The organism is Kitasatospora sp. NPDC089913 (genome assembly GCF_044748625.1).
Lineage (GTDB): Bacteria > Actinomycetota > Actinomycetes > Streptomycetales > Streptomycetaceae > Kitasatospora.
This window is the reverse complement of sequence record NZ_JBIVGI010000003.1, coordinates 113,266-135,166: the sequence shown is the minus strand read 5'-3', so window position 1 is coordinate 135,166 and position 21,901 is coordinate 113,266. Positions and strand designations below refer to the sequence as shown.

General features: G+C 74.8%; 20 protein-coding genes. 9 read left to right on the top strand and 11 right to left on the bottom strand.

Features of this window, described 5'->3' with window-relative positions:
- Positions 1-71 precede the first annotated feature (71 nt).
- Entirely contained in the window at positions 72-1,139 is a 1,068-nt protein-coding gene (locus ACIPYS_RS07160) for a phosphatidylinositol-specific phospholipase C domain-containing protein (RefSeq protein ID WP_400744248.1), read from the bottom strand.
- A 305-nt stretch (positions 1,140-1,444) separates the two neighbouring features.
- Positions 1,445-2,356: a glutaminase gene (locus ACIPYS_RS07155; protein ID WP_107452699.1), complete on the bottom strand. Its 912-nt coding sequence runs from the start codon at positions 2,354-2,356 to the stop codon at positions 1,445-1,447.
- Between the two features lie 223 nt (positions 2,357-2,579).
- On the opposite strand from ACIPYS_RS07155, the gene ACIPYS_RS07150 reads away from it, so the two are divergent.
- Positions 2,580-3,248 carry a hypothetical protein gene (locus ACIPYS_RS07150; protein WP_400744245.1) on the top strand — a complete coding sequence of 223 codons (669 nt, stop codon included), beginning with the start codon at positions 2,580-2,582 and terminating at the stop codon, positions 3,246-3,248.
- Between the two features lie 25 nt (positions 3,249-3,273).
- On the opposite strand, the gene ACIPYS_RS07145 is transcribed toward ACIPYS_RS07150, so the two are convergent.
- The 3 genes from ACIPYS_RS07145 to ACIPYS_RS07135 all read right to left on the bottom strand — a co-directional run bounded on the left by ACIPYS_RS07145 (position 3,274) and on the right by ACIPYS_RS07135 (position 5,352).
- The gene (locus tag ACIPYS_RS07145) at positions 3,274-3,852 is read right to left on the bottom strand and encodes a hypothetical protein (protein ID WP_400744242.1); all 579 of its coding nucleotides are present in this window, start codon (positions 3,850-3,852) and stop codon (positions 3,274-3,276) included.
- A gap of 240 nt (positions 3,853-4,092) precedes the next feature.
- Complete coding sequence (locus ACIPYS_RS07140; protein ID WP_400744239.1) at positions 4,093-5,139, bottom strand: cytochrome P450; 1,047 nt, start codon at positions 5,137-5,139, stop codon at positions 4,093-4,095.
- A gap of 135 nt (positions 5,140-5,274) precedes the next feature.
- Positions 5,275-5,352 (bottom strand): tryptorubin family RiPP precursor, encoded by a 78-nt coding sequence (locus ACIPYS_RS07135; protein WP_350540985.1) that lies wholly within the window; start codon positions 5,350-5,352, stop codon positions 5,275-5,277.
- Positions 5,353-5,957: 605 nt separating this feature from the next.
- Here ACIPYS_RS07135 and ACIPYS_RS07130 point away from each other — a divergent pair.
- Both ACIPYS_RS07130 and ACIPYS_RS07125 read left to right on the top strand, forming a co-directional pair.
- Positions 5,958-7,007 (top strand): hypothetical protein, encoded by a 1,050-nt coding sequence (locus ACIPYS_RS07130; RefSeq protein ID WP_400744237.1) that lies wholly within the window; start codon positions 5,958-5,960, stop codon positions 7,005-7,007.
- Between the two features lie 161 nt (positions 7,008-7,168).
- Positions 7,169-11,134 (top strand): tetratricopeptide repeat protein, encoded by a 3,966-nt coding sequence (locus ACIPYS_RS07125; RefSeq protein WP_400744234.1) that lies wholly within the window; start codon positions 7,169-7,171, stop codon positions 11,132-11,134.
- A gap of 58 nt (positions 11,135-11,192) precedes the next feature.
- On the opposite strand, the gene ACIPYS_RS07120 is transcribed toward ACIPYS_RS07125, so the two are convergent.
- The 4 genes from ACIPYS_RS07120 to ACIPYS_RS07105 all read right to left on the bottom strand — a co-directional run bounded on the left by ACIPYS_RS07120 (position 11,193) and on the right by ACIPYS_RS07105 (position 14,571).
- Entirely contained in the window at positions 11,193-12,035 is an 843-nt protein-coding gene (locus ACIPYS_RS07120; protein ID WP_400744231.1) for an inositol monophosphatase family protein, read from the bottom strand.
- A 186-nt stretch (positions 12,036-12,221) separates the two neighbouring features.
- Positions 12,222-13,373: an MFS transporter gene (locus ACIPYS_RS07115; RefSeq protein WP_400744228.1), complete on the bottom strand. Its 1,152-nt coding sequence runs from the start codon at positions 13,371-13,373 to the stop codon at positions 12,222-12,224.
- A gap of 166 nt (positions 13,374-13,539) precedes the next feature.
- Positions 13,540-14,013 carry a DUF3093 family protein gene (locus ACIPYS_RS07110; RefSeq protein WP_400744226.1) on the bottom strand — a complete coding sequence of 158 codons (474 nt, stop codon included), beginning with the start codon at positions 14,011-14,013 and terminating at the stop codon, positions 13,540-13,542.
- A 156-nt stretch (positions 14,014-14,169) separates the two neighbouring features.
- Positions 14,170-14,571, bottom strand: coding sequence for a DUF4440 domain-containing protein (locus tag ACIPYS_RS07105; protein WP_093863750.1), 402 nt, complete (start codon positions 14,569-14,571; stop codon positions 14,170-14,172).
- A 197-nt stretch (positions 14,572-14,768) separates the two neighbouring features.
- On the opposite strand from ACIPYS_RS07105, the gene ACIPYS_RS07100 reads away from it, so the two are divergent.
- Together ACIPYS_RS07100 and ACIPYS_RS07095 are read left to right on the top strand one after the other, a co-directional pair.
- A complete protein-coding gene (locus tag ACIPYS_RS07100) occupies positions 14,769-15,680 on the top strand; it encodes an ornithine cyclodeaminase family protein (protein ID WP_400744222.1) in 912 nt (303 codons plus the stop codon).
- A gap of 145 nt (positions 15,681-15,825) precedes the next feature.
- Complete coding sequence (locus ACIPYS_RS07095; RefSeq protein WP_400744219.1) at positions 15,826-16,455, top strand: GNAT family N-acetyltransferase; 630 nt, start codon at positions 15,826-15,828, stop codon at positions 16,453-16,455.
- Between the two features lie 74 nt (positions 16,456-16,529).
- Here the strand turns inward: ACIPYS_RS07095 and ACIPYS_RS07090 are convergent, their stop codons facing one another.
- Positions 16,530-17,762, bottom strand: a complete 1,233-nt coding sequence (locus ACIPYS_RS07090; protein WP_400744216.1) for a serine hydrolase domain-containing protein — start codon at positions 17,760-17,762, stop codon at positions 16,530-16,532.
- Positions 17,763-17,916: 154 nt separating this feature from the next.
- The gene (locus ACIPYS_RS07085) at positions 17,917-18,123 is read right to left on the bottom strand and encodes a hypothetical protein (protein WP_030395545.1); all 207 of its coding nucleotides are present in this window, start codon (positions 18,121-18,123) and stop codon (positions 17,917-17,919) included.
- 351 nt (positions 18,124-18,474) lie between these two features.
- On the opposite strand from ACIPYS_RS07085, the gene ACIPYS_RS07080 reads away from it, so the two are divergent.
- The 4 genes from ACIPYS_RS07080 (at position 18,475) to ACIPYS_RS07065 (ending at position 21,829) form a co-directional block, all read left to right on the top strand.
- Positions 18,475-19,098 (top strand): RICIN domain-containing protein, encoded by a 624-nt coding sequence (locus ACIPYS_RS07080; RefSeq protein WP_400744212.1) that lies wholly within the window; start codon positions 18,475-18,477, stop codon positions 19,096-19,098.
- A gap of 333 nt (positions 19,099-19,431) precedes the next feature.
- The gene (locus tag ACIPYS_RS07075; protein WP_400744209.1) at positions 19,432-20,130 is read left to right on the top strand and encodes an RNA polymerase sigma factor; all 699 of its coding nucleotides are present in this window, start codon (positions 19,432-19,434) and stop codon (positions 20,128-20,130) included.
- Positions 20,127-21,182 carry a CU044_5270 family protein gene (locus ACIPYS_RS07070; protein ID WP_400744206.1) on the top strand — a complete coding sequence of 352 codons (1,056 nt, stop codon included), beginning with the start codon at positions 20,127-20,129 and terminating at the stop codon, positions 21,180-21,182. The genes ACIPYS_RS07075 and ACIPYS_RS07070 overlap by 4 nt, the downstream gene beginning before the upstream one ends.
- 176 nt (positions 21,183-21,358) lie before the next feature.
- Positions 21,359-21,829 carry a hypothetical protein gene (locus ACIPYS_RS07065; protein ID WP_400744203.1) on the top strand — a complete coding sequence of 157 codons (471 nt, stop codon included), beginning with the start codon at positions 21,359-21,361 and terminating at the stop codon, positions 21,827-21,829.
- Positions 21,830-21,901: the final 72 nt, after the last annotated feature.

Here is a 21,901-nt window from a genome sequence, read left to right as displayed (position 1 = left end):
GCCGGCCGTCCACGCCCCGGACGACCGGCGGCCCGGACTCACGACGCTTCTCAGCAGGGGCCGCCCCCGGATCAGCCGCGCGGCAGGACCAGCGACTGCACGGCGGGGAGCTTGCGCCAGTCGCTCGAGACGATGCTCGCGTGGGCGCGGGCGAGCAGTTCGGTACGGGTGCGGGCCTGGTCCGCGGTGGGGTCGGTGCCGCTGATCGCCGGGGCGACGTTGTGGGCGTCGGTCATCGTCAGCAGGTAGTGGTTGGTGTCGTACCAGGAGGTGTCGATGCCGTTCGCATAGGCGGCGGCGTCACCGTCGAAGACCACGAACCACGGCCGGATCGAGGTCTCGCTGTACCGGGTGCGCGGGTCGCCGGCCGCGGCGCCGAGCGCGGTCGGGAACATCCGGGCCTCGCCGATCCGGTTCGCTGCCGCCAGGTCGCGCAGGTAGCGGCCGTACTCGACGTCGGTGTGCAGGGTGTCGAAGGGGTTGTCCAGCTCGACCGTACCGGGGATCACGTACACCAGCGCCCGGCCCGCGAGCGCCGCCCGGGTCGGCCAGTTGCCGGCGCGGGCCGCTTCGTCGAGGGTCGCGTAGCTGCCGCCGCCGGGCTTGGCGAGCAGGTCGGCCGGGCGCAGCGCGGCGGAGCCGAGGTGGGCGGCGATCAGCGCGTCCAGCTGGGCCGGGCCCATGCCGAGGTTCCCGGAGAAGCCGGGCTTGAGCTCCAGCTTGATCACCAGCGGTCCCGCGGCGGGGTGGGCGGCGAGCCACACCCGGACGTCGTCGAGGCAGGTGTCCAGGTTCTTGTTGCCGCTGCCGGTGTAGAGCTGGGAGGCCGCGGTGGCGCTGACGCAGTTGTTGGTGTTGCCGAGCGGGTTGGAGTGACTGACCTTCCACTCCTTGGTGATGGCGTTCGGCCAGGCGTCCAGCTCGATCATGCCGGTGCCGGTGTCGAGGCCCTGGGCGAGGTAGCGGAAGGCGGCCGGGTCGTAGGTGTTGTGCAGGCCGACGGTGGTGGCGGAACCGAACGGGAGCTCGCCGGGGGTGCGCTCGGCGGCCTCGGCGGCGGAACCGATCGGCACGAGCGCGGCGGCCGCGGCGAGCAGACCGACGGCGAGGGTGCCGATGAGGGAGCGGCGGACGGTCACGATGGGGGTCCCCTTGTCAGTGCGCCTGAGGGCCGGCGCGCCTTCGGCGGTGGCTTCCGCCGTTGCAGAGCATGACGGGGCCGGTCGTCGGACCGGTGAAGGGGACATAACAAGTGTGTGACCGTCAGCTGCCGGTACGTCACCGCGTGCGGCGACAGGTCGGCCGGGCGTCCCGCCCGGACCCCTGGGCGCGGGGACGGATACCGGCGCGACCAGGGCGCGTGGCAGGGAGGGCGCGGACGGTGGGAGTAAAGCGGACAGTTGGTGCGAAACGGGCAGATCGGACGGTCTCGGCAGTGCGGTCATCAGAAGATCGACCAGCCGGTCGCCGTCGTCAGCGCGTCCAGGGCGGCCACGCCCAGCACCGAGTTCCCCGCCGCGTCCAGACCGGGGCTCCAGGTGCAGACCGTGCCCCGGCCGGGCAGCACCGCGAGGACGCCGCCACCGACCCCGCTCTTGCCCGGCAGGCCGACCCGGTAGGCGAACTCGCCGGCCGCGTCGTAGGTGCCGCAGGTGAGCAGCACGGCGTTGATCCGCTTGGCCTCGCTGCGCGACAGCAGCCGCGACCCGTCGGCGCGCACGCCGTGGCGGGCGAGGAAGAGACCGGCCAGGGCCAGGTCACGGCAGTTCGTCGCGATCGCGCAGTGCGCGTAGTAGTGCGCGAGCACGTCCTCGACCGGATTGCGCAGATTGCCGTAGCCGGCCATGAAATGCGCCATCGCGGCGTTGCGGTGGCCGTGCTCGGCCTCGGAGGCGGCGACCGCGCGGTCCACCGCGACGGCCGGGTCGCCGGACTCGGCGCGCAGGAAGTCCAGGACGGTGCCGACCGCGTCGCCGGTGAGCTCCAGCAGCCGGTCGGTGACCACGAGGGCGCCCGCGTTGATGAAGGGGTTGCGGGGGATGCCGTGCTCGGTCTCCAGCTGGACCAGCGAGTTGAACGGGTTGCCGGAGGGTTCGCGGCCGACGCCCGCCCACAGGCCGTCGCCGCCCTCGGCCAGCGCGAGCGCGAGGGTGAACAGCTTGGACACCGACTGGACGGAGAACGGCTGCTGCCAGTCCCCCGCACCGAAGACCCGGCCGTCCACGGTCGCGATCGCCATCCCGAACGCCGTCGGGTCGGCCTCGGCCAGGGCCGGGATGTAGTCGGCGACCCGGCCGCGCAGCGGCGAGCGCACGGCCGCCGCCATGGCGTCCCGGACCAGCTCCTGGTAGTCCACGCCCGGGTCCGACGGCTGCTGCGGGCCGTGCGCGCGGGGCGGGTCGATCGTGTCGTTCACCGCGCCATTGTCCTCGTCGGGGGTCGGCGCGCTGCGGGCGGGGGTCCCACCGGGGTGTCGCCCGGGGCCCGCGGGGCTGCGGCCGGGGTGTTCAGGGGGATTCGCCCGGGGTGTCGCAGGTCTGTGGCAGGCTGTCCGCCATCCGACGGAGGGGACGACGATCATGCACAGGCCGAGCCGGCCCGAGGACCTCGACGACGCCGGGCAGGTGTGGGCGCGCGCCGTGCTGCTCGCCCTGCTGGACGCCGCCCAGGGCAACCGCGAGCACTGGCTGGACGAGCAGGGCGTGTGGAGCGAGAACGGCGGTGGCTCCTTCTGGTGGCGCCTCACCCTGGTCGACGACGACCGCGCGGTGTTCTGCGGCCAGGACTCCGACGGCAGTCACACCCACGTCGACGGCCGGCAGATCGACTTCCTGGCCGGCGGCCCGGACTGGCTGCCCTGGGAGCAGCTGCGCGAGGACGCCCAGGGGAACCTGTTCGGCTTCCTGTACTGGTGGCAGGACGGCTCCTGGCACCGGATCCCCTACCCGGACGCCCTGATCGAGGACGGTCTCGCCGCCGCCGCGCCGTGGCTCGGCTCGGAACAGCTGTTCCTCACCGAGGCGGCGGAGCTGGCGTGGGTGCTGCGCGCGGACGCACCCGCCTTCGCCGCCGCCGTGACGCGGTTCCTGCGCCGCGCCGAGGAGCGCACCGTCGACGCGGCAGCGGTGGCGGAACTGCTCGCGGCCGCCGGGGTCGGGGACGACGACCGCGAGGCGCTGCGCTTCGAACCGGCGCTCGACGTCGCCGTCCGGGCCGGGCTCACCCGGCACGCACCGGTGCCCCACTGACGTCCGGCCGGGCGGGTGAGCGGGATCAGGCGCAGAGCACGTCGGTGCCCTTGAAGCCGATGACGCCGTCGTTGACCGCGGCGCCGCCCTGGTACTCGTAGTACACGTACGAGTAGAAGTCGACGTTCAGCCCGCTGCCGCAGGTCGAGTCGGGGGCGATGGTGTAGGTGATGCTGTAGCTCGTACTGGCCCCCGGGGCGAGGGGCAGCGCGAACATGGCACCGCTGGCACCGGCCTGCGAGTTGCCGCAGTACGTCGTGGTCGGCACCCCGTTGCACCCGGTCTCCGCGTACTTCAGCCCCGAGTACGCGACGTCCAGGGAGGTGTCGTAGTTCTGCTGGATGGTCTGGTAGACGAAGCTGATCGGGGTGTCGTAGGGGTTGGTGAGGGTCACCGTCAGGGTGAACGAGCCGCCGGGCGGCGTCGTGGCCCGGTCGCTCACCGGCGCTATCGGGATCGGCAGGACGGCCGACCGGGCGGCGGCGCGGTGGGCCGGACCGGTCCGGGCCGACGCGGCCTGGGCGGGCACGGCCGCGAGCAGCGGACCGGCGAGGAGAAGGGGCAGCATCGCGCGCACGGCGCGCTTCCGTGATGTCAGGCGCATGACGATGCAGCGTAGAGGCCGGGGCCACGAACGCGGCCGCCCTCGGGGCGGGACCGTACCGATGGACGAGCGATGGACGGACGGACCGGCCCGCCGCACTCGTGTTCGACCGCCGACGGGCGGGCGGCGGGCGTACGCTGCGGTGCCCCCGTCACCCGGCCTTCCGGCGCCCGGCCGGCTCCCGACCGGCCGACTCCCCCGGCGACGCCCGCTGGTGCCGCCGACCCGCCGGCGGTCGGGTCAGCGGCGGACCATGCGGACGCCCGCGACCTCCAGCAGACCGTCCAGCTCGACCTTGCCGACCTGCTGGTCCGGGCTGACCACCAGTCCGTCCCGGCGGACGATGTCGAGGATCCGCTCGGCCAGCGGCAGCACCATGTGGCGCCCCCAGCAGCGTTCGCTCGCGTGCCCGAACGGCAGGTAGCCGGGCTGGTTGTCGGGGTCGAGGTGCTTCCAGCGCTCCGGGCGGAACTCCTCCGGGGCGTCCCACAACCGGGGGTCGCGGTGGCTCAGCAGCGGGAGCAGCAGCAGGTCGTCCTTCGGCCCGATCCGCCCGTCCACGGCACCGAACTCCGGGGAGGCGACCCGCAGGATGTTCCAGGAGGGCGGCAGCAGCCGCAGCGCCTCCAGCAGGATGTCGCGGTTCGGCACCTCGTCGTCGAACGGCGCGCCGAGCCAGACCGCGTTGGTCACGAGCGCGGCCACGGTGAAGCAGATCGGCCCGGCCACCCGCCGGTAGAGGTACATCGCGTAGCGGCGGTCGTCGTACGTCTCGGCGTCCAGCACCCGGGCCGCCAGATTCGACAACGGAATTTCGGTGCCCGGTTTCCCGAGCATCGCGGTACCGGCCGTGACGGCCATCCAGGTCAATTTCGGGGTGAGTTCCAGACGACGGTCGACCAGGATCCGGAAGCGGAAGCTCTCCTCCCCGAAAACCAGGTCGCGCAGATAGTTGTGCGGCGTGTGCGGCCATTTCCCGGCGAGATCGGTCCGGTCGCCCAGCGGCTTCTTCAGCGCCGCCCGGACGTCGGCCGACACGGCCTGCATGAGCGCCGCCGCGTCGGGCTTGGTGACCGGCCGCCCGCGCACGGGCTTGAAGGTCGGCCGCTCCTCCGCGTTGGCCGGCCTGCTGCTCAGCAGTCCGTCCATGAGATCGGCACCGGACACACCGACGGTGTCCGCCTCCAGACGGAAGAGGTCCTGACCTCGGTATTTGTTGAGGAGTTCGTCGATCCGCGGCGCGAAGACGGTGACGCGGGCACTCCGCCCGGTGCTGGACATGGCCATCCGTGACTCCAAGGGTGAACGGCTGTGGTGACAGGGGCCCGCCCCCGGCGAACCGCCCGCCCGCGGTGGGCGGGCCGTGCCCGGCGGGTCCGCTCGGGACCCGCCGGGCACGCGTCCGGCATCGGACCGCCGGAATCAGATCCAGCCGTACCAGGCGTAGGCCTTCAGGCTCTTCTCCGGCATGACCTTCTTCACGAAGTGAACGAGCTTCATGACAGCACCTCCATGTCTCAGAAAACGATGACGGACAACATTCCGGCGGACGGCTCCCGGAGCGAACTACCAGGAATTTCTTGTTCCGTTTGCCCCCCCGCCGAAACGAGTGAATCCCAGCCGCAATTCACGGTCAAGTGTGACGCGGATCACTCGACCGAACGCCCGGGTGGGCGGTTTGACGCCCCGGCAGCGGCCCCCGCCGACGTTGACGCGAGCGCGACAGTGCTGGTCAGCGCCACGTCCGGCCGGTGGCCACCGGGTGAACGGGGCATTCCCGGCAAGGGTCGACCGGGGGCCGGGGCGCCCCAACGGAACGTTCGGTCTGCCTCATGGGGCATCGCGGCTGCCCGGTCGTGGCACCCGGGCGACGGCACGGGCCGGCCGGCTTGCACCTGCCCGGCACGGCGGGCACCGGGCCGGGACGGCCAGCACCGGGCCGTGACGGCCGGCACCGGACGTCGACGCGCCGCCCGGCCCGATTCCCCTTGCCCGGACCATGGTTGGGGCGCGCCCGCACGCGTACTCTCGGTCGCGGGGCGGGACTGCGGAGCCAGGGGGCGACGGCTGTGGCTGTGGGACTACTTTTCGCGTTGGGCTGCCTGGTGACGTCCGCGTCCCTCTGGCGTTCGACCTTGCTGGCCGCCCGGCAGGCCGCCCGTTCGGCGGCCAGGGCCGAGGCCGCCGCCCGCAGCGTCACCGCCCTCATGGCCGCCGCCGGCACGGGCGACCACGCCGACGCCCCGGCCTCCGTCGCGCCGTCCGTCGCGAAGACCGCCTCGACGGAAGCCGCCCCGACGAAGACCGGTCCGGTGAAGACCGGTCCGGCGAGGCCCGCCCCGACGAAAGCCGCCGCGACCGCCGGAGCGACGCCGAAGCCCAAGCCGAAACCCAAGCCCAAGTCCAAGCCCGTGCACCCACGTACGCCGACGACCGCCGAGGCAGACCTCCCCCGACTGCGCCCCGCCACCGGGCCGAGCGACGACCGGGGACCGGTACCCCAGCGGCAGGAGGGCGAGCGGTTCCACTTCTCCGGACGCTGCGAGGGCGAGGACAGCGAGTACGAGTTCCCCATCGAGTGGCCGGAGGACGCCGCCGCCGTGGCCCAGATCGAGGTCGCGACCGCCGGCTACCTCAGCATCAAACCCGTGACCAGGACGCGCGACCGCATCGAAACGCACTCGTCCCTCGTCTTCCTGAGCTCCTCCGACAAGCGGACGGGCGTGCGCACTCTCCTGACCCGCGACTTCACCCACCTCCTCGTGGACTCCAACGGCCCCGGCGAGTGGTCCGTCCGGCTGTACAGCCCCGACGAGATCGACGAGCTGGCCGGCGTCATGGAGGGCTACGGCTCCACCGTCCTGGCCGTCGGCCCGGACACGCCGGTGGACTGCGTCGCCCACGTCAAGTCCTCCTCCTGGTCCGCCGTGTTCCTCTGCGCGTGCGGACGGACCTCCGACGCCTTCAAGAAGTGCGGGTGCCCGGTGCCTCCCGGTGTGCCGCGGAACCCGACCCTGGGCGCCTTCTCGAACGGCGAGGCACTGCGCACCCTGCAGTTGCCGAGGCCCGGAGTGCTCCAGTTGCAGACCAGCAAACCGTCCGACCCCTGGCGCCTGGAGATCCGTCGACGCACCTCCGGCCCGCAGGACCGCTGACCGTCCCGCCCACCGCGCGTCGCTCTTCGACCGATCGTTACCGCCACTTCGCTCCCGAACGCGCGGGTACGGCGACGGCGCCGCTACCCTGTGCTCCGCAGCGGAACGGCAGCCCGGCCGTTCCGCCCTCGCTGGGGGCGATTGTGGTCGAACGTCTGGTGGTGGACCTCCACACCGACGGCCGTTTGCTGGTGGCGGAGTGGCCGTCCGGGGAGGCGTCCCCGGCGCCCGCCGTCGACTCCGGATGGCTGCGCCGGCCCTTGGGCGACGCACCGATGGAGGACCTGCGCTGGTACCTGGAGGACTACCTGCGGACCCCGCTCGGCCCGTACGGCGAGCGGGGCCCGCAGATCGCCCGGCAGCTGCCGGACTGGGGCGCACGGGTGTTCGGCGCGCTGTTCGGCACCGGGGCGGGACGGGACGCCTACCTCCGGGCCCGCGGTCGCAGCCGCGCCGGCGACGGTGCCGACGGCGCCGGGCTGGAGATCGTGCTGCGCTCGCGATCGGCGCAGTTGCTCGCCCTCCCCTGGGAATTGATGACGGACCCGGAACGACCGGTGCCGCTGCTGCTGGACGGCGTCGCGCTGAGCCGCCGGACACCCGACCCGGAGGACGCCGGAAGCCTCGTCGGCCCGCCGGAGGGCAACAGGTCCCGTCTGCGGGTGCTGCTGGTGGTCACCGCCCCCGCAGACCCGGCCCGCCCCGGCCACCGGAGCCTCGCCCCGGCCGTGCTGCGGCGACTGCGCGCAGAGCACGGCACGGTCGAGCTCACCCTCCTGCGCCCGCCGATGCCGGAGCGGCTCGCCGAAGCGCTGCAGGAGGCGCGGGAGGAGGGCCGGCCGTTCCACGTCGTCCACTTCGACGGGCCCGGGCCGACCGACCTGCCGGCCCCGGCCCGGGTCCCGCTGGTGGTGCTGAGCACCGGGCGGTCCGCCCCCGAGGCCGGACTGCCGGAGGCCGTGGCCGCGGTCCGGCTGCTCCGGGAGGGCGCGCACGCTGTGCTCGCGCTGCCCTACCACCTCGACGCGCCGGCCGCCGCCGGGTTCCTGGCCACCTGCTACGAACGGCTCCGCACCGGCGAGCCGGTGACCCTGGCGGTGGCGGCCGGGCGCCGCCGCCTCGCCGCCGACGACCGGCGTCCCTCCCCCCGGGGCGCGCTGCCCCTGGCCGACTGGTCGGTCCCGGTCCTGTACAGCCGCCCCGAGGCGGCACGCCCCGGACCGGACACCGCCCGGGCCGTGCAGCCGGGCGTTCCGCCGGTCGTGCAGTCGGCCGTTCCGCCGGTCGTGCAGCCGGCGGCCGCGCACGGGACGACCGGGGCCACGGCGACAACGGGGGCTCCGGACTCCCCGGACCACTGGGGAGAGCTCGCACCGGTCGGCGGGTTCGTCGGGCGGGACGGACTGCTGCTCGGCCTCGACGCCGTGACCGGCCGGCACCGGGTGGTCCTGCTCCACGGCGCCGCCGGCATCGGGAAGACCGAACTGGCGAAGGCCTTCGGTCGCTGGAGCCGGGAGACCGGCACGGTGGACGGGCCGGACGCGGTGGTACTGCACGCCTTCGGACCGGGGGCGACCCCGCCCACCCCGGCCGGAGTGGTCGAGCGGATCGGCCGCCGGCTGTTCGCCCCCGAGGAGTTCGACCCGCTCCCGCCGGCCGAACGCCGGACGGCCGTCGAACAGGCGCTGGCCACCCGCCGCCTGCTGCTGATCTGGGACGGCGTCGACTCCCCGGCCGCGGAACCCGGCGCTGCGGACGAGGAGCGCGCCGGGCTCCGGGCCCTGCTCGACCTGGTCGCGCGGCAGGGGCGCAGCACCGTCCTGCTCACCAGCCGCACCCGCGAGGACTGGCTCGGCGCGGCGGCACTGCGGATCGAGGTGCCCGGCCTCGACCCGGGCGAGACCGTGGAGTACGCCGAGCGGTTGCTCGGGCCCTCCACCGACGCCCCCGCCACCCCCGGCTCCCCCGACACCGTCCGCCGACGCGGCCTGCGGGTGTTCGGCGAACTGCTGGAGTGGCTGGGCGGGCACCCCCTGGCCATGCGGCTCGCCCTGTCCTCGCTCGACGCCCACGAGCCGTGGCAGACCCTGGACACCCTGGTGCGCGACGCGGCCGCCAGGCCGGGCACCCCCGGTCCGCCGGACACCCCCGACCGGCCGGACGCGCCCGCCGAGGCGGACCCGCGGCCGACTCCCGAAGCCGTTCCGACGGCGCTCGCCGTGAGCACCGACTACGCGCTGGCCCGCCTCGGCGCGGCGGACCGCCGGGCGCTGACGGCGGTCTCGCTCCTGCACGGGGTCGCCGATGCCACCGTGCTCGCCCTGCTCTCCCGCCATCCGCTCGCGCCGGAGCGCTTCCGCGGTCTCGGCACCGAGGACTGGCAGCGACTGCTGCTGCGGGCAGCGGAGCTCGGTCTGACGACCCCCTGCGGCCGTACCGCCCACCGCGTCCACCCCACGGTCGCCGCCCGGCTGGCCGCGGGGTGGCGCGCGGACGGGCCCGGCTTCGCCGAGCAGCACGAGGCCGGACTGCAGGCCCTGCTGGGCGCCCAGGTCAACTTCTGTCTGCTGCTCACCCGCGAACTGCACAACGGCAGCGCCGAGTTCGCCCTGACCGCGCTCGACCTCCAGCGACCGGCCATCGGCGCGATGCTCGCCCGGGCCCTCGACCGGGGCCTGTGGCTGCAGGCTTTGGCACTCGTCCGTCCGCTGCACGACCACTGGAACGCCCGGGGCACGGACCTCGAGGCGCGCCGCTGGATCGACCGGGTGCGGATCGCCGTGGAGGAGCCCGACGGCTCCCCGCCCGTCCTCGACAGCCCGGCCGGGTCGCTGTGGCTGTACGTGGTCGGCGCGGACGCCCGGCGGCTGCTGCGGCTGGGCCCGGTGGAGGGGGCCGAGCGCGCCCTCCGGGAGATCCACCGCGCCGCCGAGCTGCACCCGCCCGGTGCCGACCAGCTCGACGAGCTGGCCGACTGCCACCAGCGGCTCGGCGGGATCGCCGTCGACCGGGGCGACTTCGGCGAGGCCGAGGAGTGGTACTCGCGCTCGCAGGCGCTGCTGGAGCGGCTCGGGGACGCGGAGGGACTCGCGATCGGCCACCACCAGCTGGGGGTGATCGCGCACCGGCTCGGCCGGCCGGACGACGCCGAGCGGCGCACCCGGCAGGCCCTGGAGCTCTTCGAGCGTCTGGGCGAGACCGGCCGGGCGGCCGCCTGCCACCACCGGCTCGGTGTCCTGGCCGAGGAGCAGGGCCGCTTCGAGGACGCCCACGAGAGCTTCGGGAAGGCGCTGGCGGCCGTCCGCGCGACGTTCGGCGGCGGGACGACCCGCACCGGAACGGCCGGCGGCGGGGCGACCGGTGGCGGGACGACCGGTGGCGGGGCGACCGACCTGTCCGTCACGGTGGAGCTGCACCACCGGCTCGCCGCCGTCGCCGCCGAGCTGGGCCGACTGGACGAGGCCGAGGACTGGTGCGAGCGGGCGCTCGACCTCGCCGAGGAGTCCGGCAGCCGGGCCGGGGCGGCCGACGCCCACTACCGGCTCGGTGTGCTGGCCGCCGCACGGGAGCGGTTCGCCGAGGCCGAGGCCCGGCACCGCAAGGCACTGGAGATCCGGCAGGACCTCGGCGACCTGGCCGGCACGGCGACCGGCGAGCACCAGCTGGGCCTGATGGCGACCCGGCGCGGGGACCTCGCCGAGGCGGAGCGCCGCTACACCCGGGCGCTGGCGCTCCGGGAGGAGCTGGGCGACCGGGCCGGGGCCTCGGCGGGCCACCACCAGCTCGGGCTGACCGCCCAAGCGGGCGGCCGGGTGGCTGAGGCCGAGGCCCGGTACCGCAAGGCGCTGGACGTCTCGCACCGGATCGGCGACACCCCCGGGCTGGCCCGCACCTTCGGGCAGTTCGGGCTGTTCGCGGCGGAGCAGGGGCGGCCCCGGGAGGCGATGGAGTGGCTGGTGCGCAGCATCACCAGCTTCGAGGAGTTCCCGCACCCGGCAACCTGGCCGAGCGTGCTGGGCCTGCGCCGCCTGACCGTCGACCTCGGCCCCCGCGCGGTCGAACGCGCCTGGCGGTCGGTCACCGGCCGCCGCCTCCCGGACGCCGTCCGGGACCGGCTCGCCCACTGACTTCCGGGCCGCCGCCGGTACGGGGCCGGCCGCTACGGGGCCGGCCGCTACGGCCGGGCTACTCGGCCGGGGCCCCGCCCAGCAGCAGGCCCCGGATCCGGGTCAGGGTCCCGGCGTCGCGGGCCGTGGTGAAGGGCAGGGCGTTGCCGCCGGCGAGGCGGAACGGCGCGCCGGTGAGGGTGGCGTGGGCGCCGCCCGCCTCGGCGACCAGGAGCAGCCCGGCCGCGTGGTCCCAGGCGTTCTCCCAGGCGAACACCGTGGCGTCGACGGCGCCCCGGGCGATCGCCAGGTACTCCAGCCCCGCCGACCCCGCGCACGGCCGGGTGCGCACGCCCTCGGCACGCAGGCCCAGCAGCGCGCGCTTGTGGTCGGGCGTGGTGAAACGGGGGTGGGAGGCGGCGATCTCCAGCGGGGCCCCGGGCCCGGGTGCCCCGGCCCGCAGCGGGACGCCGTCCAGGTGGGCGCCGCCGCCCCGCACGGCCGTCGCCATCTCGCCACTGACCGGCGAGTACGTCCAGGAGGCCAGCAGCTCGCCCCGGTGCGCGAGCGCGACCAGGGTGCAGAAGCCCTCGTCGCCGCGGACGAAGGTACGGGTCCCGTCGATCGGGTCCACGATCCAGACCGGCCGGTCACCGCCCAGTTCCGCGTACAGGCCCGGATCGGCGTCGACCGCCTCCTCCCCCACCACGACCGAACCGGGGAGCAGCTCGGTGAGCGCCGCCGTCAGGTACGCCTCCGCGCCCCGGTCGGCGACCGTCACCAGGTCGTGCGGGCCCTTCTTCTCGGCCACCTGCTCGGCGGTCAGCGAGCGGAAGCGCGGCATGATCTCGGCAGCCGCCGCCCGCCGGACCGCCTCCCCCACCGGGCCGAGGCACTCCGCGGCGAAACCTTCGTCGATCATCCGTCCATCACACCACAGATACGGGCACCCGAGCTCCAACCGAACAGCCGGACGGGACGGCCACCGGCGCACTCCCCCGCCCCGCCCGCGCCGCCCCGCCGCCCGGCACACCACCCGGCCCGGCCCGCCCCCACCCACTGCCCTGCCCCGCCCGCACGAACACGCCGCGCCGGAGGCCGCGCCGGCTCAGCCCTCGGCCTCCAGCGACCGCGATGCGGCTCGGGAGCGGGGCCCGGACAGCAGGGAGACGAGGGCCAGCACCGCCGCCATCCCCGCGACACCGCACAGGGCGCCCCGGAGGCCGACCGAGGAGGCGGTGAGGCCGACGGCGGCGGGCCCGAACAGGCAGCCGCCGTAGCCGATCGACGCGACCACCGCCACCGCCGACGAGCGGGCCTCGGGGCGGGCCCGCTCCCCGGCCAGCGAGAGGATCGTGGGCGTGCACACCGAGGTGCCCAGACCGGCCACGACCAGCGCGGCCAGCATCGACCGCACGCCCGGTGCCAGCGCGGCGCCCAGGGTTCCGACGGCCGCGACCGCCGCGCCGAGGGCGAGCAGGTGCCGCTGCGGCAGCCGGGCGGTGAGTCCGTGGCCGGCCAGGCGGCCGACCGCGGCGGCGGCGGCGAACACCACCGGTCCGGCGGCCGCCGCGCCGGACCCGGTGTGGAAGACCGAGCGCAGCATCACCGCGCTCCAGCTCTGCCAGGCGTTCTCGATCAGGTACGCGAGGCCGCACAGCGCCCCGAGGGCCAGCAGCGGTCGGTCCGTGACGGTGGACCGTCGCCGCTCGCGGCGGGGTGTGACCGGTGACCCCGCCGGACCGGGGAACCCGACCACCACGGCCGCGCCGGCCAGCAGCACGGTGGCCACCAGCAGTACCCGGTCCGCCCCGAGGCCGCGCTCCAGCGCGAGACCGGAGCCGATGGCACCGAGCACCACGCAGGCGGAGAAGCAGGCGTGAGCGGCGTTCATCAGCCGGCCCGAGCGGCTCTCCTCCTCGCTCGCCAGCGTGTTGATCCCGACGTCGACGGCCCCGGACGCCGCGCCCAGCACGGCGAGCGCCGCCATCAGGCCCCTCGCCCCGTTCGCGAGCCCGGGCAGTACGGCGGCGGCCGCCATCAGCAGGAGGATCACGGCGACGGCCGAACGGCCGAAGCGGTCCACGGCCACCCCCGCCGGACGCATCGAGCCGAGGGCACCGAGTCCGATCATCAGCACGGCGACACCCAGTTCGGCGTTGCCCACCCCGGCCTGCCGCTGGACCTCCGGGATCAGCGCGCCCCAGGCACCCCAGAACACCCCGAACGCACCGAATCCCACCAGCACCTGAACTCGCACCAGAACCACCAGTCCCATCCGTCACTGACGGACAGGGCCCTTCCCATCGCTGCACCCGCGCAGCACACACCCCCCAGGGCGCCAAAGAGCGCGCCCTCAGCGCGTCCGGCCTCCCAGGCGCTGCCTTTCGGCGCGGGCGCCGGAGCGGGACGGACCGGAGCAGCCGTCAGCGCCCCCCGCCGGCCGGAGCGGTGCAGTGGTCGCGCGCCTCCTCGAGCGCGGCGGCCAGGGCGGCCGGACGGCGGGTGGAGAGGTAGACGTAGGGGCAGAGGAGGGAGGGTTCGGCGACCTCCACCCGGACCGCGCAGGGGAGGTAGGTGCGGATGAGGAGCCGCGCCCGGGGGCTCGCCAGCCGGGTGCGCCAGGCGAAGGCGGCGGCCCGGTCGAGGACCTCGACCGCACCCGTGTGCTCGCCCCGCAGCACGATCGGACCGGCCACCAGCACGCCGTCGCACACCCGGATCCGCGCCCCGCCGTACCGGCCGAACGCCCACGCGAGCGCCATCAGCAGCACGGTGCCGGCGCCGGCGGCGAAGGCCGCCGAGAGCGGGAGCAGCGCCGCCGCGAGCGCGCCGGCGGCCACCAGCGCGGCCAGCCACCAGCGCAGCGGTACGGAGAGTCGTTCGTCGTAGATCACCACACCCGGGATGCTGCCATGCCGTCGGCCGGCCGCCGACCCGGGGCCGCCGGGGACGGCCCGGGACGGCCCGCTGCCGAACCGTCGGACCGGAGCGGGTCAGGTCGGGTCCGGCGCAGTCCGGCGCGGTCCGGTGCGGTCCGGTCGGACCGGCTCGGGTCAGGTCCGGTCGTGCCAGGAGAAGGCCGTGATCCGCCAGCCCTGCGGCGTCCGCACGAACTGGATCGTCTTCGTCCCGCCGCCCTCGTAGGGCTTGCCGTCGAGGAGGCCGGACTTGCGGTACTCGCCGAAGCGGGACGCGACGTCGCCCTCGATCTCGGTCCGTTCGGAGGTCTCCCACTCCGAGAAGCCGACCAGCCGGCCGTCCACCGCCAGCAGCCGTTCGCGCGGCTCGACGAACTCCTCGACGGAGTAGACCGTGAAGGCCGGAGCGGTGGCGACGATCACCCCCTGCGGGAGCATCAGGCGGCGCAACCGGGCCACATCGGCGCCGTGACCGTCCCGATTGTCGAACGCCCCGAAGAACTCGGCGGTCAGCTGGTCGATTTCGGCCTTGGACATGATCCGACCGTAGCACCGGAGCTTTCGCGAATCACCCCTCTGGCGCAATGTCACACACCGTGCCAGGGCGAAGCTTCCGCCGGGGAGCGCACACCCAGGTGTCCCGCCCGCGTGTGCGCCCTGTCCCGTGCCCCTGGCCCGGGCCCCTGTCCCCGGGCCCCCGCCTCCCGCTCCCGCGGCAGGGGGAGACTCTCCCCATGACCCTGCTTCTCTCCCGTGCGGAGGTCGAGGCCTCCCTCGACCTTCCCACCGCACTGGCCGCCCTGGAGGCGGGCTTCCGCACCGCCGACCGGCTGCCGCCCGCCCACCGCGTGGGCAGCGCGCTCCCCGGCCCCGGCACGGCGATGTGCCTGCTTCCCGGGCTGCTCCCCGACGTGCCCGCCTACACCGTGAAGGTCAACGCCAAGTTCCCCGCCGCGACGCCCGCGCTCCGCGGGATCGTCTGCCTGCACGCGCTGGCCGACGGCGAACTGCTGGCACTGCTGGACTCCGCCTCCGTCACCGCCTGGCGGACCGGCCTGGCCGCGGCGCTGGCCACCCACACGCTCGCGCCGGAGCACGCGCGGACGGTCGCCGTGATCGGTGCCGGCGCGCAGAGCCGGGCCACGCTCCGGGCACTGCGCACCCTGCGTCCGGTCGACGAGGTGTACGCCTACGACCTCGACCCGGACCGGGCCTCGGCGGTCGGCCGGGCCGTACCCGACGCACGGGCGGCCGTCGAGGCCGCGGACATCGTCATCACCGCCACCTGGTCGCGCGAACCGCTGCTGGACGCCGACGTGCTGAGGCCGGGTCTGCACCTGACGGCCCTCGGCTTCGACGAGCGCGGCAAGACCGAGCTCTCCCCCGCCCTCCTGCGCGCGAGCCGGCTCGTGGTGGACGACCGCGCCCTCGCCACCGCCTCCGGGGTCCTGCACGGCTCCGGCCCGGACCCGGACCTCGCCGTCGAGTTCGCCGATGTCCTGCGCGGCACCCTGCCGGCCCGGCCGGACGACCGGCCCACCGTGTTCGCGCCGATCGGCCTCCCCTGGCAGGACCTCGCCCTCGCCTGGCCGGTCCTCCTCGCCGCCCGCTCCGCCGGTACCGCCCCCGTCTTCGACTTCCACTGACCGACCGGTTCCACCGGTTCCACCGACCCACCGGTGCGGCCGGCGGACCGGTCGGCGGACCGGCAGCGGCGGACCGGCGGCGGCGGACCGGCGGCCGCGGGAAAACCGCTGGCGGCGCGCCTGCCCGCCCGGTAGGAAGACCCCCATGAGTACTCCCGCCACCGCGCCCACCGCCACCGACCCGGACGGCGCCGAGCCGCGCACCTTCCGCCGCACCACGCTCGACCTGGGCGACACCGTGCTCAGGCCCTGGGGGCGGGTCGACGCCGAGCCGGGACCGGTGCTGGACAGCCTGGTCGCCGCCGCGGCCGATCCGCTGATAGCCCTCTGGAACCCGCTCGCGACCCACGATCCCGCCGCCGCCCTGGCCTGGCTGGAGGCCCGCGAGGACGGCTGGGACCGGGGCGTGGCCGCGCCGTTCGCCGTACTGGACGCCGCCGACGGCGCCCTGCTGGGCTGCGTCAACCTGCGCTGGGTCGACCGCGCGGACGGCCTGGCGATGATCGGCTACTGGGCGCCGCCGGCCGGGCGCGGCCGGGGCGTGATCGGCCGGGCCACCAGGGCGGTCACCGCCTGGGGCTTCCGCACGGCCGACGCCCGGCGGATCGAGATCGCCCACGCGGTCGGCAACGAAGCCTCCTGCCGACTGGCCCTGAACTGCGGCTACCTCCCCGAGGGCACCCTGCGGGCCTCGCACCGCTTCGGCGACGGGACGTACCACGACGAACACCTGCACGCCCGCCTGGCCACCGACCCCGAGCCCGCCGCGCGGTAACGCCCCGCCTGCCGCGGGCTCCACCGGGACGCCCGGTGGAGGCCACGGACCCGCAGGGATCGGTCACCCGACCGTCAGCCGACGCGGAGCGGGTGGTCCGGGGAGAGCCGCTCCGCGATCCGGCGGGCCACGTCCTGCGCCGTGTTGCGGTCCGGCGCCGCGCAGTTCCGCGTCGTGCTGACGGCGATCGCCAGGTGCTCGTCCGGCTGGTAGGCCTCGATCGCGGCGTAACCGGAGAACGAGGGGTTGGACAGGATCCAGCCCCGGTCGACGATGACGCCGAGGCCGAAGTGCTGGGCCTCGGTCTGCGGCAGGCAGACGTCCTCCGGGCAGCCGTGCACCGGACCGGGCAGGCCGACCGTGCCGGGGTTCAGCTGGGTCCGGAAGGACGCCTCGGAGAGCAGCTCACCGGTGCCGACGGCCTCCACCGAGCGGGTCAGGTCGCAGATGTCGCTGATCAGCACCGCGCCCGGGGCAGTGGTCCAGGACGGGTTCCAGAACGTCGACTCCTCGTACCTGCCGCGCGAGGCGGTGAAGGCGTGCTGCACCGGGGTGGGGATGTCCGGGGTGAAGCTGTTGACGGTCTGGCGCATGCCGAGCGGGCCGAAGATCCGCTGCTCCAGCAGGTGGTCCAGCCGGGTGCCGGTGATCCGCTCCAGTGCCTCGCCGAGCAGGACGAAGTTCGCGTGCGAGTAGCTCCAGTTGGTCCCGGGCTCGTACCAGAAGTTCTGCCCGGTGGAGATCGCGACCAGTTCCTCCGGGGTCCAGTGCCGGAACGGCTCGGCGGCCAGCTCGTCCAGGAAGCCCCGGTCGGTGACGTAGTCGGCGAGCCCGGAGGTGGTGTCGCCGAGCATCCGCAGGGTGATCCGGTCCGACTTAGGCAGGTCCGGCAGCCAGCGAGCGACCGGGTCGTCCAGGCCGATCCGGCCCTCCTCGGCGAGTTGCAGCAGGATGATGCCGAGGAACGGGAAGGCCACCGACCCGGCCCGGAAGTGCATCGCGGGTTCGGCCGGAACACCCGTCATCGACTCGCCGAGGGCACCGGTGACGAGTTCGTGGCCGTCGACGGTGACCCGCAGGATCACCGACTTGAGGTCGAGCTCCTGCTGGACCTGCCGGGCGATGTCGAGCACCTCGCGGGCCCGGGGATCGGCGTCGGGATCCGAGCGGACGCAGGAGTGCGCGGGCGAGGGGGTCTTGGCGAGGGCGCGGGCGGCGGCCGGCGGTACGGCCGGGAGGGCGACGGAGGTCAGGCTCGCGACCGTCAGGACGGCGGCGGCGAGCGCCTTGCTGCGGGAGAAGGTCATGACCGCACTATGGGCGGACAATCCGGACACGATCCGGCGCAACACTCCGCAGCGTCCTCCGGTGGAAGCAGCGCCGCGCCCGGACGGTCCGCCCGGCCGGACGCGCGCGAGCGCCCCGGGGCCCGCGGCCCCGGGGCGCTCGAGAAGCGTGGGATCAGCCGTTGGAACGGTCGAAGTACTGCACCCAGCTGCCGCGCGGGCCGACGAGGCCGACCGCACCGTTGCCGGCCTGCAGGCCCGACGAGGCGGACGGCTGCGAGCCCCCACCGTGAGCCACCGCAGCGGTCGGCGCGATCACGGCCGCCGCGGCGGCGACGGTGGCGATCACGGCGAACTGGCGGAGCTTTCCACGAACCGACATCTCAGGGTCTCCTTGATGGATGGTCAATAGCCTTGGCCGACCGCCTCCGAGGACGGCCGGACGCGACACACGTTTGCACACGAACGTGGAAATACCGGATACCGCCGCAACCCGGACAGGCCGAACGGGTGAGAACTTACGCCCCCGGGGTGACCCCGACAGGCCCGTCCGGCCGTACGCCGCCGACCCGGCCCACCGCACCCGGGCGAACACCGCTGTTGACCGGATCACGGCCCCCGCGAAGGGACCTGCCGGGCATAGGATCCGATCCGGCCCGGGGGAGCCGCGCCCGGTCGTGCGCGGGAACGAGCCCTCGGCCCGTTCCCGTCCGTCACAGATCCGAGGAGCGCCGTGAAACGAAGCCTGTCGATACCCGCCCGCCTGCTCGCCCTGGTCGGCGCCGCGCTGCTCGCGCTCGTCGTCGCCGCACCGCCCGCGAACGCGTACGTCCTCGAGCACCGGGTGTGGATCATCAACGACGCAACATCCACCACGACAGCCAGGTGCCTCGACGTGCCGGGCGACGGCGCTCCGTGGCCCGGCGACCGGGTCGGGGTCTTCCAGTGCATCTCGGGGGACAATCAGATCTGGGACCTCATCGGCACGGGATCGTTCGACTACACCTACCCGAACGGTGATGTGAAGCACCTGGACCGGTTCGTCATCCAGAGCAGCCTGAGCCCCTACCTCTGCCTCGACGTCCCGGGCACCGGCGGCGATCTGCCCAACGGGACCGAGATCCGACTCCACGGCTGCATCACCGCCCACGACAACCAGGAGTGGTACTGGCTCCCGTGGCCGACGAAGGACTCGGGCGACAAGCTGCTCGTCAACTACCAGACCGGGAAGTGCCTCGACGTCGACGGCGTGGCCGCCGACGGCACCGACTGGGGCAACCGCACGACCTGGCTCTACGACTGCTTCGTCCCCGGCGGCGGCACCGACGACCACGTCTGGCGCACCCTCGATCTCTGACAGTGCCCCGGCCCGACCCCTCCGCCCCCGCCGACCCCGGCGGGGGCGGAGCCGTTCCGCAGCGTCGACACTCCGGGCGCGGCGGCCACCGGGGCGACGGTTCGCAGAGCGCGGTCGACCGAGGCAGGATCGCCACGGGCCGGAAGCCCACCACTACGCCCGAGGAAGACCAGTGCCCCTCCCTGAAGCCGCCCACCGGACCGGCCGAGCCCACCCCGCAACCGCGTCGAGGAGGTCAACGGGTCGCGCCGGACCGACGGATCGGCCCGGAACGACGGCCGAGCGGTGACACGCATCACAGGAACCGGTCGGCCCGCTCGGACAAGGCATCACGTGAACCATCCGCACTCCCGGCTCCGGGCCGGGAACCCCGAAGCATTTCGCGAGCTCTTCCGGGAGCACTCGTCCCTGGTCTACCGCCATGCCGTGCGGGTGACCGGGGACTGGGCGCTCGCCGAGGACGTGGTCTCGCTGACCTTCCTGGAGGCCTGGCGCCTGCGCGGGAAACTGCGCGACGAGGGCGACGGTCCACGGCCGTGGCTGATGGGCATCGCCGTCAATGTGCTGCGCAACACGACGCGTGCCGCGCGCCGCCACAGCGCGGCGACGGCCCGCATGCCGGCGGCCGGTCCGGTGCCCGACTTCGCCGACGAACTCGTCGGCCGGATGGCCGACTCCGAGCAGCTCGCGGCCGCCCGGAAGGCGCTGGGGCGGCTGCGGCGCTCGGAGCGCGAGGTCTTCGCGCTCTGCGTCTGGTCCGGACTCGGCTACGCGGAGGCGGCCGCCTCCCTCGGGGTACCCGTCGGCACCGTGCGCTCGCGCCTCTCCCGGGCCCGCACCCGGCTGCGGAAGCTCGCGGACGACGAGCTGCGAGCCGCGAAGAAGAAGAGCGCGAAGAACCGCACGGAGAACACGGCGAGGACCGCGGCGCAGGGCGTCGCGCACAAGAACGCGGAACCGCTCCGCATCCCCGGACAAGTACAGGGCGGCCGCGGCATCGCGGCCCGGCCGCACGAGGAGACGCACCGATGATCCGCAACCCGTGGCGGCACCACGAACCGCTCGACCACGCGGAGCTGGCCCGTCTGCTGCCGGCTCCGGCCGATCCCCGCCTGGCGGCCGACCGCCAGGACCTGCTCGAGGAGTACCTGATGAGCGAGATCCACCAGTCCGACCGCGCCCCCGCGGCACTCCCGGCACGGCGGCCGCTGCGCCGCGCCGTGCTGTTCGCCGCCCCTGTCGCCGCCGCGGCGGCCCTGGCCGTGGTGGTGTACCTGGGCGGCTCGCCCGGCGTCGGCACCGTCGCCGCCCCGGCGCCGGTCAAGGCACCCGTCGTGCGGGTCGAGGAGGGGAGCACCGTACAACTCGCCTCGACGGTCCGCGAGATCGCCGCCGCGGCGACGGCGCGCAGCACGCCCCGGCCGGGTCCCGGCCAGTACATCTACATCAAGAGCCGGGTCTCCTTCATGTCCACCAGCCACAACGCGGACACCGGGGAGGAGGCCACCTGGGTCCAGCCGCTGCACGACCGCGAGGTGTGGAAGTCGCCCGACGGCACCAAGGGCTGGCTGGACGAGCCGGGTTACCAGGACAAGGGCGGCATCACCCTGGACAACAAGGAGCCCCGCAAGCAGAACACCTACGACTGGCTCGCGGCCCAGCCGAACGACCCCGACGCCCTGCTGCGGTCCGTCTACGCGACGGTGAGCGGCGACCGGGACCACGACCAGCAGGCGTTCAACGCGATCGGCTCCGTCGTTCGGGAGCAGCTGGTGCCCTCCGCGCTCGCCGCCGCGCTCTACGAGGCCGCGGGCAGGATCCCGGGCGTCGTGGTGGTCGAGCACTCGCAGGACGCCTCGGGCCGGGACGGGATCGCGCTGGCGCGGCTCGACCCCTGGACCGGCGAGCGGTCGGAGTGGATCTTCGACCGGGAGAGCCACCAGTACCTCGGCAGCCGCGGCGTGCAGGTCAGGGAGTTCAACGGGGTCAAGCCCGGCACCGTCGTGGAGCGGACGACCATCGTGACCCGGGCGGTCGTCGACGCGAAGAACCAGCGGCCCGGCGCCGGTCAGGCCACCGCCTGACGGTCCCGCCCCGGAGGGCCCGTCGGATCACCCGTGCGGGCGGTGCCCGGTCGCGCCCCGCCGTGTCACGCTCCGGTGGCGCGGCGGGGCACCGATGCTGGCCCTGGCACGGCCCGACCGGGCCCGCCGCCGGCCCCGAACCGCGGTCCGGCGTACCGAAAGAAACGGGTGAGCTGATGTCCCGACTGCTGTTTTCCAGGGCCCTGCGGGCGGCGTGCGCGGCGGTGCTGCTGGGCGCCGGACCGGCGGCCGCCGACGCGTGCGCGGCCGGCGCGGACCTCGTGGTCTCGGCCGCCGACCCCGCCCCGGTGGCCGGCGGCGGCTCCACCCTGCTGAACCCGGTGGTGACCAACACCGGGGGTACCGCCACCGCCGTACCGTTCACGCTGTACGTGCACCTGCCGCCGGGGGTGGTGGGGACCGGGAAGTCCTCCGGTGCGACCTGTGCCACGCTGCCCCACGGCCACACCGTGGCCTGCACCGTCCCGGCCGGCCTGGCGCCGGGTGCCTCGGTCACCGCCGAGGTGCGGATCTCGGTCGCCTCCGGCATGGACCCCGAGGTGTTGGAGGGCGACGTCGAGGCCGCACTCCCGGACGACCCGACGCCGGACGACAACCGCACCACGTTCAGGATCACCGTCGTCTGACCCCTCGCAGCCTGCGCGCCGCCGCTCCGGAGCAGCTTCCCACCCTGCTGTCAACACCCCTCCTGCACACGA

Bases quoted from the DNA above. Each gene is read 5' to 3' on its own strand.
- ACIPYS_RS07090 (WP_400744216.1), bottom strand. From the start codon at position 17,762: ATGACCTTCTCCCGCAGCAAGGCGCTCGCCGCCGCCGTCCTGACGGTC.
- ACIPYS_RS07085 (WP_030395545.1), bottom strand. From the start codon at position 18,123: ATGTCGGTTCGTGGAAAGCTCCGCCAGTTCGCCGTGATCGCCACCGTC.
- ACIPYS_RS07120 (WP_400744231.1), bottom strand. From the start codon at position 12,035: ATGATCGACGAAGGTTTCGCCGCGGAGTGCCTCGGCCCGGTGGGGGAG.
- ACIPYS_RS07140 (WP_400744239.1), bottom strand. From the start codon at position 5,139: ATGGCCATGTCCAGCACCGGGCGGAGTGCCCGCGTCACCGTCTTCGCG.
- ACIPYS_RS07070 (WP_400744206.1), top strand. From the start codon at position 20,127: ATGATCCGCAACCCGTGGCGGCACCACGAACCGCTCGACCACGCGGAG.
- ACIPYS_RS07150 (WP_400744245.1), top strand. From the start codon at position 2,580: ATGCACAGGCCGAGCCGGCCCGAGGACCTCGACGACGCCGGGCAGGTG.
- ACIPYS_RS07100 (WP_400744222.1), top strand. From the start codon at position 14,769: ATGACCCTGCTTCTCTCCCGTGCGGAGGTCGAGGCCTCCCTCGACCTT.
- ACIPYS_RS07095 (WP_400744219.1), top strand. From the start codon at position 15,826: ATGAGTACTCCCGCCACCGCGCCCACCGCCACCGACCCGGACGGCGCC.
- ACIPYS_RS07065 (WP_400744203.1), top strand. From the start codon at position 21,359: ATGTCCCGACTGCTGTTTTCCAGGGCCCTGCGGGCGGCGTGCGCGGCG.
- ACIPYS_RS07145 (WP_400744242.1), bottom strand. From the start codon at position 3,852: ATGCGCCTGACATCACGGAAGCGCGCCGTGCGCGCGATGCTGCCCCTT.
- ACIPYS_RS07135 (WP_350540985.1), bottom strand. From the start codon at position 5,352: ATGAAGCTCGTTCACTTCGTGAAGAAGGTCATGCCGGAGAAGAGCCTG.
- ACIPYS_RS07105 (WP_093863750.1), bottom strand. From the start codon at position 14,571: ATGTCCAAGGCCGAAATCGACCAGCTGACCGCCGAGTTCTTCGGGGCG.